9 protein-coding genes and 2 pseudogenes are annotated in these 13,244 nt (G+C 65.7%); 9 read left to right on the top strand and 2 right to left on the bottom strand.

Annotated elements, in window-relative coordinates; all coding sequences use genetic code 11:
• A pseudogene (locus ACL03I_RS36150) lies at positions 1-121 on the top strand (transposase family protein); the annotation flags it as partial.
• Between the two features lie 10 nt (positions 122-131).
• Here ACL03I_RS36150 and ACL03I_RS36145 read toward each other — a convergent pair.
• The gene (locus ACL03I_RS36145) at positions 132-2,936 is read right to left on the bottom strand and encodes a tetratricopeptide repeat protein (protein WP_412808241.1); all 2,805 of its coding nucleotides are present in this window, start codon (positions 2,934-2,936) and stop codon (positions 132-134) included.
• A 265-nt stretch (positions 2,937-3,201) separates the two neighbouring features.
• Here ACL03I_RS36145 and ACL03I_RS36140 point away from each other — a divergent pair, with 265 nt between their 5' ends.
• The gene (locus tag ACL03I_RS36140; RefSeq protein WP_412808240.1) at positions 3,202-3,369 is read left to right on the top strand and encodes a hypothetical protein; all 168 of its coding nucleotides are present in this window, start codon (positions 3,202-3,204) and stop codon (positions 3,367-3,369) included.
• Positions 3,370-3,419: 50 nt separating this feature from the next.
• On the opposite strand, the gene ACL03I_RS36135 is transcribed toward ACL03I_RS36140, so the two are convergent.
• Entirely contained in the window at positions 3,420-3,605 is a 186-nt protein-coding gene (locus ACL03I_RS36135; protein WP_412808239.1) for a hypothetical protein, read from the bottom strand.
• Positions 3,606-4,279: 674 nt separating this feature from the next.
• On the opposite strand from ACL03I_RS36135, the gene ACL03I_RS36130 reads away from it, so the two are divergent.
• From ACL03I_RS36130 to ACL03I_RS36095, 7 genes and pseudogenes are all read left to right on the top strand, one after another.
• Positions 4,280-5,797 carry an ISL3 family transposase gene (locus ACL03I_RS36130; protein WP_412808238.1) on the top strand — a complete coding sequence of 506 codons (1,518 nt, stop codon included), beginning with the start codon at positions 4,280-4,282 and terminating at the stop codon, positions 5,795-5,797.
• 232 nt (positions 5,798-6,029) lie between these two features.
• A pseudogene (locus ACL03I_RS36125) lies at positions 6,030-7,605 on the top strand (ISL3 family transposase).
• A gap of 28 nt (positions 7,606-7,633) precedes the next feature.
• Positions 7,634-8,314 carry a hypothetical protein gene (locus tag ACL03I_RS36115; RefSeq protein ID WP_412808237.1) on the top strand — a complete coding sequence of 227 codons (681 nt, stop codon included), beginning with the start codon at positions 7,634-7,636 and terminating at the stop codon, positions 8,312-8,314.
• Positions 8,315-8,995, top strand: coding sequence for an HAD family hydrolase (locus tag ACL03I_RS36110; protein ID WP_412808236.1), 681 nt, complete (start codon positions 8,315-8,317; stop codon positions 8,993-8,995). It begins immediately after the preceding gene.
• A gap of 292 nt (positions 8,996-9,287) precedes the next feature.
• Positions 9,288-10,271, top strand: coding sequence for a hypothetical protein (locus ACL03I_RS36105; RefSeq protein WP_412808235.1), 984 nt, complete (start codon positions 9,288-9,290; stop codon positions 10,269-10,271).
• Positions 10,272-11,368: 1,097 nt separating this feature from the next.
• Positions 11,369-12,187, top strand: a complete 819-nt coding sequence (locus ACL03I_RS36100) for an SGNH/GDSL hydrolase family protein (RefSeq protein ID WP_412808234.1) — start codon at positions 11,369-11,371, stop codon at positions 12,185-12,187.
• Positions 12,180-12,497, top strand: a complete 318-nt coding sequence (locus ACL03I_RS36095; RefSeq protein WP_412808233.1) for a methyltransferase domain-containing protein — start codon at positions 12,180-12,182, stop codon at positions 12,495-12,497. The genes ACL03I_RS36100 and ACL03I_RS36095 overlap by 8 nt, the downstream gene beginning before the upstream one ends.
• Positions 12,498-13,244: the final 747 nt, after the last annotated feature.

Genomic DNA, 13,244 nt, shown 5'->3' with positions numbered 1-13,244 from the left:
CCACAAGAAGTCGGAGAAAGTCCACAGCTACCACCACCGGACCGTCGCCGACCTGCCGGCCGACGGTCGCCTGGTGATCGTCCGGGTACGGGTTCGACGACTCACAATCTGCCAAAAGGGTTCGGAGGTAGTCAGTCTTCACTTCTCCCGGCCCAAATGCGCATCACGACAAGAAAATCACGCAGTGCCATGGTGCCGGGGTGGTCTGCCCCGAGCTTGCGCTTGCGCTCGGTGAGAATCTGCTCATAGAGCGGGATCGCGGCGGCGATCCGTCCTGCCGACTGGTAAGCAAGGGCGAGATTGCCGCGGGCATGGAAGATTTCGGGGTGGTCTGCCTCGAGTACTCGCTGGGACTCGGTGAGGTTCCGCTCGAAGAGTGAGATCGCCTCATCCACCCGGTCCGCAGTCTGGTAGGCGGCGGCGAGGTTGTTACGCGAGGCCAGGGTGGCAGGGTGGTTAAGACCGAGAAGCCGCTCGTGGTCGGTGAGGTTCCGCTCGAACAATGGGATAGCCTCGGTCATCCGTTCCGCTACTTGGTAGGCGTAGGCGAGATTGTTGCGGGATTGCAGCGTGTTGGGATGGCCTGCTCCGAGGACACGCTCGAACTCGATAAGGGCCTGCTCGTACAGAGAGATCGCTTCGTCTAATCGACCCACCGAGCGGTAAGCGGCAGCGAGGTTGTTGCGCGAGATCAAGGTGGCAGGGTGGTCTGCTCCGAGGACACGCTCGTAGTCGGCGAGGTTGCGCTCGTACAGCAAGATCGCCTCGGTGATCCGGCGCACCGACTCGTATGCCTGGGCGAGGTTGTTGCGGGTGCCCAGAGTGTCGGGGTGATCCGCGCCCAAGATCCGTATGCGCTCGACCAGGTTCCGTTCGTGCAGCGGGATCGCCTCGGCGCCCCGGCCCGCCAACTGGTAGGCGTGGGCAAGGTTGTTGCGGGAGCTCAAGGTGTCGGGGTGGTCTGCCCCGCGGACACGCTCGGACTCGGCGAGGTTGCGCTCGAACAGCGAGACCGCTGCGGATAACTGCCCCGCCGACTTGTAGGCATCGGCGAGGTTATTACGGGTGGTCAGGGTGTGGAGATGATAGGGGCCGAAGACCCGCTCGAAGTCGGGGAGGATCTGCTCGTACAGCGAGATCGCCTCGGCCACCCGTCCCGCTACCTGGTAGGCGGTGGCGAGGTTGCCGCGAGACATCAGAGTGTGGGGGTGGCTGGCACCCAGGACCCGTATACGGTCGTCGAGGTTCTGTTCGAACAATGTGATCGCTTCGGCAACCTTGCCTGCCAATCGGCAGACGTGGGCGAGGTTGTTACGAGAGGTCAGAGTTTCGGGGTGGTCAGGGCCGAGGATCTGTTGGTGGCGGGTGTGGGTGTGGCGGGCCTGAGTGATGGCCCGGCCAAGGTCGGCGGCTGCAGTGAGCTGGGCGGTGGCCCAGCGGAAGGCGGCCAGAAGCCGGGTAGATGTGTCGGTGCCGGTGGGCAGGTCTGCGGCGTGGAGAGATTGGATTTGATCGACCAGATGAGCACCCTCTACCCGCCGTGACCAGGCCTCACTGCTGGCGAACAGTCGCGGCTCGATCACTTCCAACGCGTGACTGAGCAGGGTCTCCTCGGTGTCGGCGTCGCGGGCTCGTTCGCGCAGGACACGAGCGGTGAGCCTGTGGGTGGACAGGGCGGTGTTGTCGGTGGACCAGCTCAGCAGCGAGTACTGGACACAACGGTCGATCGCCTCATCGACCAGCTCGTCCAGGGACGGGTCGGGGTGGATGAGCAGAGCCCGCTTCACACCTGCGGTGGAGAGCACGGCAAAAAGCCCAAGCAGCCATGTCACAACGGTGTCGAGTTCAGGATCGCCGGTACTGGTTTCGGCGGCCCGGATCGACAGCGTGATCGCCTGATCCACCGACTGCGGATGGTCGGCTCCTTCGCGGCGGCGTAATGCTCGTGGCAGCGGCTGTGCACGCAATCTGGTCAGGTAGACGTCGTAGGTCAGAGCGGGCCCATAGGGCGGGTTGATCGCGGCCGCGGCGGCGGCCACTGCCAACGGCAGACTCCCCAGCTCTTCGGCCAGTTGCTGCTCGCCGTCGGGGTCGTCGCGGATGCCGGTGGCCTTACGCAGGTAGGTGTGGGCCTGCTTGGGGGTGTAGCCGGTGCCGGCGTCGACGGTGACGTCGGCTAGGCGGGTCATGGCCTGGTTGGTTGTGGTGATTACGACCCGGGTGCCGCCTCGGGTGGGCAACACGGCGCGCAGTTTGTCGGGGTCGATGGCGTTGTCGAACACGAGCAGGTGCCGGTCGAGATGGTTGTTGAGGTGGTCGCGCAGCCGATACGCGGACTTCGCCGGGTCCCCGTCGGGAGCGGCGACACCGAGATGGTCGGCGATCTCGGCCAGCCCGGTGAACAGGGTGTCGACGGTTTCAGCGTTCACCCACCCGACCAGACCGCGCTCATGGTCGAGGACCTGGCGGGCGTAGGCGGCTGCCAGCTGTGTCTTACCCGCCCCGCGCATCCCGGTGACTACTACCGCGACCCGACCGTGGGCCAAGCCCTGGTCCAAGTCGCGGAACTGCTCGCGGTCCACGAAATGGACAGGCTCCTGCGGCACCAGGCCCACGACTACCGAGGCCGGACCGCCGCGGTTCTCATCAGCGCCGACGGGCTCGGCGTCCCCGGCGTCGATGTCGGCTCCCCGGGTTCGCTGCGGGACCGGCCGTACTTCGGCGTATGCGGCCGCCCGCAACTTCTTCCAGCGCTCGCGGGCCGCGGTGGTCCACTGCTCCGATACCGCGGCGTGGAGGCACTCCACGACCAGCAGGAACTTCTCGTCCGTGCGGGGGATCACCGGCTGGGGCTTGAGCCAGTCGCCGATCGTCGACGGTGCTACCGCCCTTTTCCTCCGGTGGTCGATCCAGTCGGAGATATCCTGCGCGGTCAACCCTGACCGTCCCCGCAGCTCGCCAAGTTCGGCAACGAAGCGTGCTCGCGCTGAAGCCCTCGGGGGCCCGGTTACGCCCTCGGTCACCGGCGGTGTCTCCCTCCCCGACTCGTCGCCGACTCGACCCGACTCGGATGAGTGAGAAACCGTCTACGACATGCGTTTTCGCTCACCGTAGCGGACCCGCCGCGTTGTATGTGCCGAACTCGCGGCGCTTCCTGTCAGGACACAACTCCCGTCTCGACCGGAAAGCGAGCCCGCACCGATGACCGACACCACCAACCACCAGCCCGAACCCCAGCCCGGACGGGCGAGCCGGTGGTGGCGCCGAGCCCGCACCCCCGCGCTGACCGCCGCGGCCACCGCCACCATCTGGCTCGCCAACGGCGCACTCCAGCAACTCGGCGCCCACCTCATCGACTGGCTCTGGTAACGCCCGCCCTCGACCGGGCGACTCTGTGCGCCCGGTCAAGACGGCATCCTTCAGGCCAGAGTGTGATCGCAGATCAGGTTGACGACCAGCACGACGTCCTCGCCGTCGTCGGCGTCGATGACGGTCGGTGTCTTCGCGCACTTGTCGAGGTCATGCGGGCGCTGGGGTTCGTGAGCTCGCAGGCGGCATCCGCAGCTGCCCTTCGGCGAGGTCGACCCGGAGCGGCCGGTGGCCATGGTTCATGCGTGGTCCTTCTCGCGTCAGTCGGGAATCAGCCCAACCTGCACCTACGGGACCGTCCGAGCAGAACGGGTCGTCGGTTGGTTTACTCAGCCTTGCACACTTTCGGCATGTTTTTGCGACCCGCCGAGGTCCGCACTCAGTCCAGCACACGATTCCCCTCCGGGGCGAATCGGCGGTCGAAGTCCTTCCCAGCGCGCACAGCGCCCGACATGCTCCCCACGGCAAGCGATACTTGCGGACGCTAGTCCCCCACGACCACTCGACGATGCCGGGGTGAAGCGGTACGCCGCCGCCCGCGCGACACGCATGAGGCGCGGTAGCAGGAACCCGAACGGATAGGGGTCCTACTATCGCGCCGTCACGGATTCGGCTCCGAATTTCGTGACAGCGTTGAGGACAGCTCTGCATCCGGAGGCCCGCTCGGAACCCTCACTCGACCGGCGGGCCTCCCGATGTAGCCAGCCGATGCGAAACTCCGTGATCCACACATTTCATTCAGTCATGGCCAGGCCCGCCCAAGCTCGCAATCACAGCCTCACCAGAGCGGGCCAGCATGCCCAACTGAGCCTCGCGCCCGGGGTGCTGGGGGACTGTCGGAACAACGGCTCTGGCTCACTTCCGGTGGCTCAAGATGATGGTCTGACGGCACGATGCCTTGGTGGGTGTGGTGAATATTGCTGTCGGACTTGCGTTGTCGGGTTTGTCGGCGCTGGTGATCGACGACGTTGTCGATGAGGGTTCGAGGGTCGTTGTTCGGGCCAGGACGGCGCCGGGCCCTGCGGTGTGCTTGCGCTGCGGCGCGGCGTCGGCGAAGCTCCACAGCTATCATCGTCGGACCGTCGCCGATCTGCCGGTCGATGGCCGCCTGGTGGTGCTGCGGGTGCGGGTTCGGCGGCTGGTATGTCCGACGCCGCACTGCTGGGGGACCTTTCGTGAGCAGGTTCGCGGCCTGCTCGAACGGTACCAGCGGCGCACCACCCGGCTGACCGGTCAGGTGCGGGCAGTCGTGAGGGAACTGGCCGGACGAGCCGCGGTCCGGCTCCTGGCTGCCTTGCAGGTTCGGTTGTCCCGCCACACCGCAGTTCGGGTACTGCTGCGGATCCGGCTCCCACACCGGCCGACTCCTCGGGTAGTCAGCGTGGACGACTTCGCGCTGCGGCGTCGAAATCGCGACGGCACAGCGGTGATCGATGCGGTCACCCACGAACGGGTCGATGTTCTGGGCGATCGTAAGTCCGAAACCCTCGAAGCGTGGTTGCGCGAGCATCCCGGCGTGGACATCGTCGTTCGTGACGGATCGGCGACCTACGCCGAAGCCATCCGCCGGGCACTGCCCGGCGCGTTGCAGGTCAGCGACCGCTGGCACCTGTGGCACGGCTTGGCCCGATCGGTGAGAGAGGTCGTCGCCGCGCACGGCCGGTGCTGGGCTGCGTCCGGCCCTGAACGGCAAACGCTCACCCGTGAGACGACGACATTGCAACGCTGGCATGCGGTGCATGAGCTGCTCGATCAGGGTGTCGGACTGTTGGACTGCGCCCGACGTCTGGGATTGTCGCTGAACACGGTAAAGCGTTATTCCCGCGTTCGTGAGCCGGACCAGCTGCGCCGCCCACCGCAATACCGCGCCTGCCTGGTCGACCCCTACCGCGACCATCTGCGCCACCGCCGCACCGAGGAGCCCGGCGTCGCGGTGCTGCATCTGTTCCACGAGATCAAAGCCCTTGGCTATACCGGCGACCTGAACCTGCTGCACAAGTATCTCAACCAAGGCCGCGCCGAAAACGACCGGATCAGCCCCTCGCCGAGGCGGCTCACCTCCTGGATCATGAGTCGGCCCACCGATCTACCCGCCGGGCGCCGGGCTCACCTGGACGAACTTGTCTCCGCCTGCCCCGAGATGACGGACCTCGTCCGGCTCGTCGGTGAGTTCGCCTCGATCCTGGCCCAACGCCGCGGCAGCGACCTGGATGGCTGGATGAAACAGGTCCGCGAGGCCGGGCTGACCGAACTAGACCCGTTCCTGCGCGGTCTCGCCCAGGACCACGACGCGGCGGTCGCCGGCCTGACCGTGGCCTACAGCAACGGCCCGATCGAGGGCGTGAACACGAAGACGAAGCTGATCAAGCGACAAATGTATGGCCGGGCCAGCTTCGAGCTACTCCGACACCGGATCTTGCTGGCATAGCTGGGTCACCACCGGAAGTGAGCCAGAGCCCAACATGCTCTGGCTCATTGTCGGTGGGATCGTCCTGCTGCTGCTAAAGGTTGCCGCGAGCATGATCGGCAAGGAATTCGGGCTCTGGCACACACTTGGTGATTGACCCAGGTCGGGATGCGTTGGAGCGCAGTGGGGTTGGCTGGTTTGCTGGTGCTGTGATCCTCGGGTGTTAAGGGTTCTGTTCCCGCATCTGGACCAGATGGTCATCAGTGCGGTTGGTGTTGCGGGTTCCACGGTTCGTATCGATGCAGCCACCCGGGAGGAGGCGGTGGCGTGTCCGAGCTGCTCGACACCGTCGCGGCGGGTGCACAGCCGCTACCGGCGCCGTTTGGCCGACACCGCGATCACCGGCCGCGAGGTCGTCATCGTGCTACGGGTCCGGCGCCTGTTCTGCGACAACACCAGCTGCGGGAGAAAGACTTTCGCCGAACAGGTACCCGGACTCGCCGCCCGCTACGGGCGGCGGACATTGCTGCTGCAGCGGGTGTTGTCCGCGGTCGCACTCGCCTTGGGTGGCCGCGCCGGGGCCCGGTTGACCGGGCATTTGGCCGCGCAGGTCAGCCGCATGACCCTACTGCGCCAGATCCGCGCGCTGCCCGATCCCCAGCCCTCGATCCCGCGGGTCTTGGGTGTGGACGACTTCGCCCTGCGCCGCAGACACCGCTACGGCACGATCCTGATCGACATGACGACCCGCCGACCGATCGACATGCTCACCGACCGCAGCACCGAAAGCCTGACCGCCTGGCTTCGAGACCGTCCCGGCATCGAAATCATCTGCCGCGACCGGGCCGGCGCTTACGCCGAAGCAGCGACCACAGCAGCACCGCAAGCGATCCAAGTCGCTGATCGCTGGCACATATGGAAAAACCTCGGCGACGCCGTCGAACGCACCGTCGCCCGCCACCGCCGCCACCTGACCGCAGTCCCCGACCTCGACGACACACCAGCACGGCCCGACATCAACGAAATCGCGGCGGCCCTGCCACACGGCCCGGTCGAACCGCATCTGCGTGCCGACCGAACCGCGGTCCGAACCCGCGAGCGTCATGCCCAGGTCCACACCCTGCTCGCGCAGGGCCACAGCCTGCGCAGCATCGGTCGCGAGTTGGACTTGGCCCGCGGCACGATCCGCCGCTTCGCTCGCGCCGCCTCACCGGATGAATTGCTGGTCAACAATCGCACCGGCTACCGCGACCAGAGCCTCCTCGACGAGTTCAAGCCCTACCTTCACCAGCGATGGAACCAAGGCACCACCAACGCCGCCCGATTGTTCACCGAGATCAAAATCCGCGGCTACCGCGGACAAGCCAACCTCGTACGCGCCTCCCTGCAGCCGTTCCGCACCACCGCCCACATCCCGGCACCACCACCCCCACCACCCTCGGTTCGTCGAGTCACCGCTCGGATCATGACCGACCCCTCTCGAATCGACCCCGCCGACCGACACCGACTCGACGCGATCTTCGCCGCCAGCCCCGAACTCGATGCCCTCGCCGGACACGTCCGCGCGTTCAGCCACCATCATGCGCGAGCTACGCGGCCCAGACCTCGAAGGCTGGATGGCCGCCGTCACCGCCGACGACCAGCCCGCCCTGCACTCCTTCGTCCGCGGCTTGCGCCGCGACCAGGACGCGGTCACCGCCGGTCTGAGCCTGCCCTGGAACAGTGGCGCCGTCGAAGGCCATGTCAACCGGATCAAGATGCTCAAACGGCAGATGTTCGGCCGCGCGAACCCAGATCTACTCCGTAAGCGAATCCTGCTCATCCACTGAGCATCACGCGACCTCCCGATCACGAAATATGGGCCAGAACCAGCCTTCACGAGTTGTTGACAGGTGCGGTCGATCTGGTACCAGCACACCGTCGGACACGGCCTCCTCATCGGCGGGTCAGCGCGCTCCAGCGCCGGGCATCGCGACCAGCACCTATCGACTCGGCGGGCTACCGCGCCCCCGCTACGGTCTCGAGGACGCCGCCCTCGGCGTCGCGATCCGCGAAGCAGACCTGCACATCCACCCGTTCTCCACTCTCGAATGCGGCGACGCGCCCCGCTCGGCCCGCGAACTGCAACGACAGCGCTCGACCTGGATCCGCGGACCGCTGTGCAGCATCGAATACCCGCGCACTCGCCGCGGCCAACTCATCGCCGCCCAAGCCACCTACGGCGGCGTCAAATGGGCGCTGGCCGTGCCCGCCCAGATGATCGCCCTGATCGTGGCATCTCCCCGCCAGCGGGTCATGGCCACCGTCGGATGGCTCCTCGCGCTGTACGGGCCGCTGATCGCGATGCTCACCGGCCTGCGCCGCCTCGACTTCCCCAGCGACTCACGGCCCCGACACCGACACATCACCCACGCGATCCTCTACTACCCAGTCGCCGCGGTGAGCTGCTGGGCCGGTGGACTGCGCGGAGCAGGGCTACTCACCCGCGACGTCGCTCGCGGCCGCGCACCGATACAGCCTCGGACCCGGGAGAGGTAAATGGCCAACCGTGTCGATGCCCCCACGCAGTGCGTGCTGCCGATCTTCGGCACCTTCATCTTCTTCGACTGGTACAACACCCTGTCCACAGCCCAGTTCTGGGACTCGATCCTCGGCAACCAACGCCACCCCCTCGCCGGACCGCTCAACGCCGCGCTGGAAGACCTGTTCCGGGGCCGCAAGGAATTCGTCGGCGCCTGGATGCGCGGGCTGGTCACCGACGAACAAGTCATCGACACCTTGAACCTGACCCTGCCCCGCGGCTACAGCAACGACTACCTGCTGCGAGAGCTGTTGCGCGACTGCCGCAACGCCAAGATCAACCCTGACATGGCCGACATCGTCCGAGCCCTGCGCGACCGGGCGTTCCTCGCAGTCGCCTCCGACAACATGGAATGCTTCGTCCACGCCGCACCCCGCGTGCTCACCGGCGAGCTGCGCATCGACGAACTGATCGTGTCTTCCTCGGTCGGATCGTCGAAGAAGGAGTCCCCGGACCGGTTCTTCGGCCCGACCCTGGACCGCTACGGCCTCACCCCAGCCGACGCGGTACTCATCGACGACTGCGCCGACACCTGCCAGATCTTCCGCGAATGGGGAGGATCGGCCTACCACTTCACCGAACCCGGACAACTGCGCGCCGACATCGCCCACCTGCTACCCGAACTCGCAAGCGTCTGACCTCGCACGCGCGCGGCAAAGGTAAGAAGAAAGGCCTGCACCCCTCACCGGCCACCGTCCTGCGCATGCTGCGCGAGCACGATCGAACCAACACGCCGATAGGTTGTTCACCTCCGACTTCCGGCACAGGGATCCCAGCACTCCGGTGCTGGCCTTCCACACGACGCTGGATTGTCGGCGAAAGGTCGTTCCCCGTGCCGCCTGACGATGACACGACCATCAGGACGACCGAACTGGAAGAGGACAGGCGAAACTACAAGAAGAGAAATACACACAGTGAGACCATCATGTGGTGGGAATCCTGGATAATCTTGGCGATTTCGAGGGCGAGATCAGAAGCCATTCCGACTCGATCGACACTCGGCTCGACGCTGCCAGGCGGGCAATGCCTGCCGCAGCGACGGCGATCGCCGAGCTGCTCGGCGAAGCGATCGACATCCTGAATCCATACACATACGGCCCGCCTGGACAGGCGCAATACTTCGGTGAAATCCAATACGGCTGCGGCGTCCGCTTATGGGGGTTGCCGATAGTCGTGGCAGATCGTGCCGACACGTTGCGGCTAGAACGACGAGGACGGGGGTGGTGCACCGGAACCTGGAGTTCCAACGTCACGACGATCCTTGGTGAAGACGGAAGCATCACCTACCCATCGGTGAAGCGGCTCGCCGCACCCGAACCGGCCACACCTTCGAGCAAACCGAGAAAGTACGGATGGGACCTGTCGATCACCCGAGAGTACAAAGACTGGAAGAAGGGGGCCGATCATCGCAGGAAGGTTGCCGAGCGCGCGGCCGCTCAGGACGCCGAATGGCAGCAGCTCTTGAGTCTCGGCCTTCAGCCGGGTGACCTGTACTTCGAGGTACGTCCGGGTTCTGCACCGATGCTGCGCCCGAATCCTGACCAGCTTCTTGTGTTCACCTACGAGGGGGGAGCGTCACGACGAACACGCCCACGCGTTGGACAGCGAGAAGGGGTTTTTCGAATCCGCTTCTCAGACGGCGTGCGCACCAAACAGTACCAGCGGAACAAGAAGGATCCTGCGGGCTACATTTTCGTCTCGGATTCCCCGAAGCTGCGATCGCAAGTGCCGCAGCGCGGCGGGCCCAGCTTCGGTGTCTTCGACGACGGCATGCCGGTGCTCGTGCACTACAACAAGGCGCAGTCAACTGGGCTGTCGAGCATTCGTGAAATGTTGTACGCCTGGAACCTCGAAAAGACGCTCACCCAGCGCATCCAGTGCATCGTTGAGGAGTTCGCGTCCATCCAGAGGTAGCGGGGGTTCGTGACTGTCGGTGCGATTTCCCACCGAAGTGTCAGTGGGGTTTTCTCATGGGGGTTTTCTCATGGGGGTTTTCTCACTTTGGTGTCAGTGGAGCGTGACACCGGATTGATCTGGATTGTGCTGTCTCACAGCTCTTCCGGCAGCTTCCGGCTGTGGTTGCCCCCGCGCGACCGGCCCGCAGCCACGACGAGACCGGCCACGATGGCGGGCTGGTCCGTACCGTGAAAGGAGGCCCAATGGTGTTGCATGCAATCGTTCCGATTCAATCGGTTCGAGCTCGCTGCTGCCTCAGGGGTCGCGGTCGGGGGTCGGCGCTGACAACAATGTACCGGCCCGGCCGCGATGCATGGTCAGGCCCTGGCAACCTCAAGCGGTCGTGCAGGCCCCGCGGCACTGTCCGCGGGCTCGGTGTCAGTGCGCTCTCAGCTGCGCAGAGGGCGTGACCGTTGAACTGCGAAATTCACCAGGTGCCGGGCTCGGGCGATCCAGCGGCACCGTGGAGCCCAGCATCGCGGCCGACATGCTCGCGCAGCATCGCAATGTCCTCGTCGGAATTGGGTGCGAGCATCGAGGGGCCGGGGCGGAAGCTCAGCGAGGCCCAGGAACCAGCAGATCTGGCGCAAGGTGTCTTCGTCGCGGCCGCCGACATTGTTGCGAATAATGTTGCGGACCGAGTGCACGATACTGACCGCAGCGTCCCCCCCACCAGGCCACTCGAGCACGCTCCGCGGGGGTGGCGCTACCGCCGGCAACTCGGCGCAGCAGTTCGTGTACCTCCTCGACCGACAGCTCATCCAGAGCACGAGCCGCCTGCACCTGCAGCGGTGTCACACCCGGCCGCGGGTCGTCATCGGAATACTCGCTCACTCATTGCCCCTACCTCGGTTTCCGATCGAAAGACATTCATGCCGCTGCGCAGCGCTAGGCGAGGCGAGTCCGGCAGAATCCCCGCAATCGGACGCCGTCGCAGCGCAGTTGGGTGTCGGGGCATCGCGCCCGACCTAACATGGACCCTCGGTCCGCCACCACACTCGCGAGGAAACGATGTCGAAGAAATCACTGGTAGTCGACTACCGTGGGCCCGCGCTGTGAAAGCAGGACATCGGAGTTCACGGTCATCCCGGCGCGCCGACAGCCCGCGCAGGTCGGTACGGATCGCGTGGTGGGGCGATAGCCTGATCGAAGCCTACGAAGCGCACAGTCCGCGCCTCGTCGACCCAGCAGACCTCCCGCCGGTCGGAAGCACGGTCGAGATCACCCAATGGCGCCACCGCGGTTTCGCCTATGCCACCACCATCGCCCTGCAAGCTCGATACCCATCGGTCGAGGTCGAGTCGGTCAACTTCGCTATCGGCGGGGCGACCTCAGCTGACGTACTCGCCGAAGTCCGTGCCGGCGACACCGGCCAGGCATGGCACGTAGCGGTGGTCGGCTGCGGCACCAACGACGTCTGGAGACGTTTCCAGCAGCGGCCCGAAGGCGTGCCGATCGACGCGTACGAGGCCAACATGCGCGCCGCTCTGCGCGCCCTCGAACCCCGCGCGCGGAGGCTGGCGGTCATCGCGGCGCCGCCGATCGGGTGGCTGCCCGGCATCGACACCGCCGCGGTCAACGCTGAGCTCGCCCGATACAACGAACGCGCCCGCCGCGCCGCCCTCGGCGCCGGTGCGTGCTTCATCGACGTGCGGGATCGGTTCCTGGCGACAGCAACGGCGTTGGGGTGGGTTCCCGGCGTTTACGCGGCTGCTGAGGCGTCGACGGTCCTGTGGCGTGCGGACGGAGTGCACCTATCCGATCTCGGCGATCATCTACTCGCCGAGAGGATCGTGCGCTGCCTCACCGAGGCAGCGGTCATCGAACCGCGAATCGAACCCTTTCCGAAAGGCCGGGTGGTGCGCGGTGAATGAGTCACGAGCCGATGTGTTCGACGACAAGTTCGATGAGTTCGCGCGGTGGCAAGCCAGCCCGTGGGGTCGGCTGCGCTACACCACCGCCGCGGCGAACCTCACCGCCCACCTACCGGCGGGCCCGCTGGACATTTTGGATGTCGGCGGGGGCAACGGCCTCGACGCGCTCGAACTCGCCGCACGCGGCCATCACGTCACGATCGCCGACATCTCCGAGCAGTCCCTCGCCGAGGCGCGTGCCGCGGCCGCGCACCGCGGCCTGGACGAACCGCGTCACCACTCGGCACGCCAGCCTCGACGCCCTCGGTGACGAGTTCGGTCGCGACTGTTTCGATGTACTGCTGTGCCACAACCTCATTTCTCCAGAATCCGCATGTCTCATGAGACATGTGACAGCTGTCACATCAGCTGTCTTCGGCGTCTGATGCGGCGTCACCGTTTCCGCGCAGATTACTGCCCGATGTCCTCCACCATGCAGCACCGCCGTCTCGGATCACGGCGCACCGGTGCGGCTTGCGCGGCGTCGAGGGTGAGCTTCGGCAGCTCTAGGAGAACTGAAGGTAGCTAGCAGAGCATGCTGGGGACCATGCGTGACAGACTCTGATGGGCGCGAGCCGCCGGTCCGCCGATCACCCATGTTGCTGGTTCACGACGACTGGGCCGAGTTTATGGTGGCGGAATTAACCCCGCGCAATTGACACTCAAGCGCATCTACAGGCATGAATGCTGTCACCCGAACCCGCCATGGGCCCGGGTCGAGCATTTCACCCGCAAAGGATGAAGCACGCCCCGGCTGGGTGCTCCTACGCTGGTATGGGTATGAGACCCGCACCGGGGTCAGCAGCGTAAATTATTGACAATGTGCTGCGTTCGGAATCGACTAAGCGCGCGGCAGAAAATCCCGAGGCCACTGTTTCCCGTGGATACCGAAACTGTCGATGTTCATCGGTCTCGGCCGCCTTCCTTCTCGAGAGGTCGGGGCGGGCTTGATGTCCGCGGTCCAAGCGAACATTTCCGTCGCACACACCTCGGTATGGGTGGCCCACGTCGAGGAGGT

Source organism: Nocardia sichangensis (assembly GCF_047200615.1).
Classification (GTDB): domain Bacteria; phylum Actinomycetota; class Actinomycetes; order Mycobacteriales; family Mycobacteriaceae; genus Nocardia; species Nocardia sichangensis.
Note: the sequence above shows the minus strand (reverse complement) of the source record. Positions and strands in the feature narration are given on the sequence as shown.